Annotated in this window: 9 protein-coding genes; 8 read left to right on the forward strand and 1 reads right to left on the reverse strand. The window is 70.0% G+C overall.

Annotated elements, in window-relative coordinates:
• On the reverse strand, positions 1-243 hold a 243-nt coding region (locus BZY54_RS46205; RefSeq protein WP_143668344.1), incomplete at its 3' end, for a DUF1152 domain-containing protein.
• A gap of 83 nt (positions 244-326) precedes the next feature.
• On the opposite strand from BZY54_RS46205, the gene BZY54_RS46210 reads away from it, so the two are divergent.
• From BZY54_RS46210 to BZY54_RS46240, 8 genes are all read left to right on the forward strand, one after another.
• Positions 327-1,067, forward strand: a complete 741-nt coding sequence (locus BZY54_RS46210; protein ID WP_086731318.1) for a GntR family transcriptional regulator — start codon at positions 327-329, stop codon at positions 1,065-1,067.
• 98 nt (positions 1,068-1,165) lie between these two features.
• Positions 1,166-1,339: a hypothetical protein gene (locus tag BZY54_RS51375; RefSeq protein WP_158104023.1), complete on the forward strand. Its 174-nt coding sequence runs from the start codon at positions 1,166-1,168 to the stop codon at positions 1,337-1,339.
• Positions 1,340-1,345: 6 nt separating this feature from the next.
• Positions 1,346-1,783 carry an ATP-binding protein gene (locus BZY54_RS46215; RefSeq protein ID WP_086731319.1) on the forward strand — a complete coding sequence of 146 codons (438 nt, stop codon included), beginning with the start codon at positions 1,346-1,348 and terminating at the stop codon, positions 1,781-1,783.
• A 92-nt stretch (positions 1,784-1,875) separates the two neighbouring features.
• Positions 1,876-2,604, forward strand: a complete 729-nt coding sequence (locus BZY54_RS46220) for a GntR family transcriptional regulator (RefSeq protein WP_086731320.1) — start codon at positions 1,876-1,878, stop codon at positions 2,602-2,604.
• A gap of 127 nt (positions 2,605-2,731) precedes the next feature.
• The gene (locus tag BZY54_RS46225) at positions 2,732-3,082 is read left to right on the forward strand and encodes an SCO3933 family regulatory protein (protein ID WP_086731321.1); all 351 of its coding nucleotides are present in this window, start codon (positions 2,732-2,734) and stop codon (positions 3,080-3,082) included.
• A gap of 5 nt (positions 3,083-3,087) precedes the next feature.
• A complete protein-coding gene (locus BZY54_RS46230; protein WP_086731322.1) occupies positions 3,088-4,467 on the forward strand; it encodes an FtsK/SpoIIIE domain-containing protein in 1,380 nt (459 codons plus the stop codon).
• An 82-nt stretch (positions 4,468-4,549) separates the two neighbouring features.
• On the forward strand, positions 4,550-4,786 hold the full coding sequence (locus BZY54_RS46235) for a hypothetical protein (RefSeq protein WP_086731323.1): 237 nt from the start codon (positions 4,550-4,552) through the stop codon (positions 4,784-4,786).
• On the forward strand, positions 4,786-5,250 hold a 465-nt coding region (locus BZY54_RS46240; protein ID WP_086731324.1), incomplete at its 3' end, for a DUF2637 domain-containing protein. The genes BZY54_RS46235 and BZY54_RS46240, both read left to right, overlap by 1 nt.

Raw genomic sequence — 5,250 nt, forward strand, 5'->3', positions numbered from 1 at the left:
GGTGGAGCCTGCCGGGGCGACGGGGCGGGCCTGGGCCGGTACTTGTCGTACGGCGGGGGTCATCGGCAGGAGGCCGGTGAAGTTGTCGGCTCTTCGTGGGCCCGGTACCGGGTCGATAAGTAGGCGGTCCCACGCGTACGTGAGGATCACCGCCCGGTCCTCGTCGCCGTAGAGGCCGGCGTCAAGCATTGCGGCAGCGACCGCGTCGCCCCCGCCTCCCGCTGCGACGATCAACCGGGTCATGGGTTCAGCCTACGGGGTTCGGAGTTGACCACTCACCCTATAGTGGCCAGAGGCCATAGCCACTTGTTGACGTAGGAGGGGACATGCCACAAATCGAGGAGACTCAGCCGAAGTATCTCCAGATCGCCCATTACATCCGTGACCAGATCCTGCGGGGGGATCTACGGCCCGGGGACGAGGTTCCCTCGGAGCGGCAGTTGGCGGCCGACTGGTCCGTCTCCCGGCCGACGGCCGCCCGGTCGCTGGAGGCGCTGAGTCATCAGGGCCTGGTCGAGAAGCGGCAGGGTTCGGGCACCTATGTGCGTAGCCTCGAAGTCAACCGGCGTGCGCGGGAGTTGTACGGGCGGGCCCGGCAGACCGGGAAGATCTACACCGCCGGTGAGTACGCGGTGATCACCTCGGCCGGATGGCTGGACGCCCCGGACCATGTGGCCGAAGCGCTGGGACTGGTCAAGGACCGGCGGGCCGTTCACCGTCGTCGCGTGACGAACAACCAGAGTGGGCCGATCAACCTGTCCACCTCGTGGTTCGCCCCGGACGTCGGGCAGCGGGCGCCCAAGCTCCTGGACGCCGAGCGCATCCAGGAAGGGACCCTGATGTACGTCGAGAACATGACGGGCCGGCAGGGGAGTTACGCCGAGGACCGCATGTGTGCCCGGCAGGCCACGGACGAGGAAACCGAGGATCTTCACCTGGAACCGGGGTCGGCGGTGCTGATCGTCCACCACGTCGTCTACGACCTCCAGGACCGGCCGCTGGAGTTCGCCGAAGCCACCTATCCGCCGCACCGCTGGGCGTTCGAGCAGGGTTACCCGCTGACCTGAAGTGAGCGGTAGTTCCGCCGAACCGCTTGCACACCGCGAGTGGCTAATGCCACTATCCACAAAGTGGCTAAGGCCACTTAAAGGAGAGGGGGCACGGTGTGACAAGTCGACGGCCGGACGAGGGAGCGCGCGGCAACTGCCGGGGATGCCGGGGACGCGGCTGGAAGCGTGTCGGCTCCCGTACGGCTCTGGCGCTCTCGACGGCCGACGACCGCACCCGTGCCACATCGAAGCGGCGCTGCCTCGACTGCGACGGCAGCGGCAAGGAGTGAGCGCGGATGACCTACACGATCGACCGCTATCCCTGCGAGGACTCGCCGCGGCTGGGGGCGATGACCTTGCATCCGACCCCGGAGTCCGTACCGCGGGCCCGACGCTGGTTCCGGAAGTTCATCGCCCCCTACAACCCGGCCTGCTCCATCGACGACTGCACGCTGATGATCTCGGAGCTGGTCACCAACGCCATCCGCTACGGACAGGCGGACGAGACATGGGTGGTGCGCGTGGAGTGGTTCCGGGAGGGGGCCTCGCTGCGAGTGGAGGTGCACAACCCCGGCTTCCCGGCGGCCGTGCGGCTGCGGCATCCGGATACCAACGATGCGCATGGGCGCGGGCTGCTCCTCGTCGACTCCATCGCCGACTCGTGGCACTCCGGGCCGAGCCGGTTCGGTGGAACGGTGGTCTCCTTCGTGGTGGCCGATGCCTGGCCGGCCTGAGGGAAGGGCACCCCGCTTCTACTTCGACAGTGGAAATGTCGCTAGTCTGGTTGACCGGTTGACTTGGCCAATCTCGACGGGCGGCGGCGTTCATGGCGTATGAAGTGGAGGCACCGAAGTACGTTCGGCTCGCCCAGACCATTCAGCGCCGCATCGAGGACGGGACGTACGCGCCCGGCACCCGCGTGCCCAGTGAGAACCAACTGGTGCAGTCCTTCGGGATGTCCCGCCCGACCGTCGTCCGGGCGCTGGAGCTGCTGAAACGGGACGGATGGCTGGAGTCCCGGCAGGGATACGGCACGATCGTCCGGGGCCGCCCGGAAGTGGTCGAGCAGAAGGACCGGCGGGGACGTGACGCCCTGGAGCGGGACGAGTCGCAGGCTCCCGGTCGGCTGGTAGAGGTCGGGCACGTCTCCGTCCCGGCGCGGATCGCCTCCGCGCTCGGGCTGCCGAAGCGCACCAAGGTCCTGGTGCGCCGTTTCCTGGTCGAAGAGGACGGCGAAGCGGTCGAACTGGTCTCGTCGTACTTCCCCGCCGGCATGGCCGACGGGACGGAACTCGACAGCTCCGAGACACTGAGCGGCAGCGTCCGGCAGCATCTCGAAGCGCGGAAGAAGGTCCGCTTCGACCACGTCACCGAGCGCGTGTCCGCCCGGCTTCCCGAAGCGGACGAAGCGGAGTTGCTCGGCCTTCCGGACGGTGTGCCCGTGCTCAGTGTGCTGGTCGTCGTCTGTGACGCGTCCGGGCAGGCGTTGCAGGTCGCTGACGTGCTGCTGCCTGCCGACCGGCAGGAACTAGAAGACACCTACCGCCTGAACTGAGCCGCCTGACGGCTCCTCAACTCGCCCCCGAATCAAGCTTGACAAGTCAACCTGGCATCTCTAGCTTCAAACTTGCTAAGTCAACTTGTCAGGTGACGGGTTGACCGACTCAGAAGGAGACATCTCAGTGCGTGTGATCCGTGTGGACGCCTCGACCGCCACGATCCTGCTCACCGAAGCGCCGGCGGCGAAGGTGCGTGACCGGCAGACCGGGGAGATCGCGAAGGACGCCGTGAGCGGTGAGGCGCTGATGACCGTCGGCGTCGTCTTCATCGACGAGGGCCAGTCGTCGCTGATCCAGGTCACCATCCCTGAGAGCGGGGTGACGGAGGGGCTGACCGTCGGTGCCCCGGTCTCGCTGCCGGGGCTGGTGGCGCGACCGTGGGAGAGCGTGTTCAACGGGCAGCAGCGGCACGGCATCGCCTACCGCGCCACCGCCGTCGCCCCCGGCGCCTTCCCGATGGCTCAGGCGGGCTGATCACCGTGACGGACCTGGTGACGGTGGCCGAGCTGGGCGGATCGCTCGCCGCGATAGGCGGCGCGGCCTACGCCCGGCACGCTCACCCCGCGGCGTACTGGTCCACGGTCGGGCTGCCGCTGTCGGTGGCCCGGCTGCTGGCCTCGTACTCCTCGACCATGGACGCCTGCGGCCTGACCGTCGAGCCTCCGCGCTGGCGGGCCCTGGCCGTCAAGGCCACCACCCGGCGGGAGGTCCGGCCGGTCCCGCCCCGCCGGGGCCTCATCCGCCCCACCTCGACCGGCCTGCGCATGCGGCTGCGGCTGGCTCCCGGACAGGAACCGGCGGACGTGGCGGCCTCGGCCGAACGGCTGCGGCACGCCTGGGGCGTCCACGCCGTGCACGTCCGGGACATCAAGCCCGGTGTCGTCGAACTGCGGCTCGTCGGCTTCGACGTCCTGAAGAAGGTGCGCATGCCCCGTGGCCGTACGGGGCTGGGAGCGCTCCAAGTCCCGGTCGCCCTGCGGGAGGACGCGACTGCGTACGTACGGGACTACCGCGCCGTACCGCATGAACTCGTCCTCGGCGCCACGCTCTCGGGCAAGTCCATGTACCTGCGGAACCTGCTCGCCGGACTGGCGACTCAGCCGGTCGTCCTGGTCGGCATCGACTGCAAGCGCGGTGTCGAGCTGTCGCCGTTCGCCGCCCGGCTGTCCGCGCTGGCCACCGATCCCGACCAGGCGGCCGAGCTGCTGCCGGTGCTCGTCAAGGAAATGGAGGACCGATACGACCTGATCAAGGCCCGGCAGGGCATCGCCCCGGGCACCCCGGCCGAGGAGATCACCTCCGACATCTGGGGACTGCCGGACGCCGAACGCCCGGCACCCGTCGTGCTGTTCGTCGACGAGGTCGCGGAACTCTTTCTCGTCGCCACACGGAAGGAGGAGGAACGGCGCGACGAGATGGTCACCCAGCTCATCCGCCTCGCCCAGCTCGGCCGTGCGGCCGGCCTCTACCTGGAGGTCTGCGGGCAGCGCTTCGGCGCCGAGCTGGGCAAGGGCGCGACCATGCTCCGCGCCCAGCTCACCGGTCGTGTCTGCCACCGGGTGAACGACGAAGCGTCGGCGAAGATGGCGCTCGGGGACATCGCCCCGGAAGCCGTCTGGGCCGCCTGCTCCATCCCTTCCGAGCGGCCCGGCCTGGCCGTCGCCGGTGACACCTCGGGCGGCTGGTCCCGCATCCGCACCCCGAACCTCTCCCTCGCCGCTGCTGCGGCCACCTGCCGCGCCGCGGCCCACTTCGCCCCCGACGTACCGGCGCTCTCGCCCTTCCGTCCACACGTCCCTCCCGTGCCGCCCGTGAAGCCCGCCGGTCCGTCGGGCAGTCCGCGGCCGGTCACGGAGTAACCGCACCGACTCTTCACGCCGGCGCCGTCCTCACGCGCCGAGTCCCTACCCCGTCATGCCCGAAAGAAGGAGAGCACTCGCCATGTGCCCCGACTGCGAGGACTTCGCCCGAACCGTCTTCCTGCTCGGTCAACTCGCCCTCTACGCCGACACGTCGGGCGTCGACGAGGAGTTCGTCGAAGCGGTGGCGCCGTCCCTGGCCGTGTCCCTCCCGGAGCCGCCGCCCGGCCTCTTCCCGACCGGCCACGACGCCGAAAACGGCACCGACACCGGCACCGACGCCGACGAGGGCCCGGACCACTCCGGTGAGTCGGCCTGATGTCCCGCCCGGCTCTCCGCGTGGACGCGGTCCTGGTCCAAGCCGTCATCGCCGGGGCCCTGTCCTTCGCCCACCTGCACGACCTGGCCGCCGCCGCGGGGCAGGCCGGATGGAAGGCGTGGGCCTACCCCGTCTCCGTCGACCTGCTCCTCGTCGCCGCCTGGCACCGGCTCCGCAACGGCGGATCGAAACCGGCCGCCTGGTGCTGGTTCGTCGTCGCCCTGACCGCGTCACTCGGCGCGAACGTCGCGACCGCCGGCCTCCTCGACCTGGACGACGTACCGGCCTGGCTGCGCATCCTCGTCGCCGGATGGCCCGCGGTCGCCTTCCTCGGCGGAACCCTGCTCGCCCACGGCTCCCGCACACCGGAGCCGTCACCCGAACCGGTCCCGGCAGACAGCAGCGACGACCCGGCGCCCTCGGCCGACCCGGTTCCCGAACTGCCTCCCGCGACCGCCCCGGAC

The sequence above is a fragment of the Streptomyces carpinensis genome (genome assembly GCF_002154505.1).
GTDB classification, from domain to species: Bacteria; Actinomycetota; Actinomycetes; order Streptomycetales; family Streptomycetaceae; genus Streptomyces; species Streptomyces carpinensis.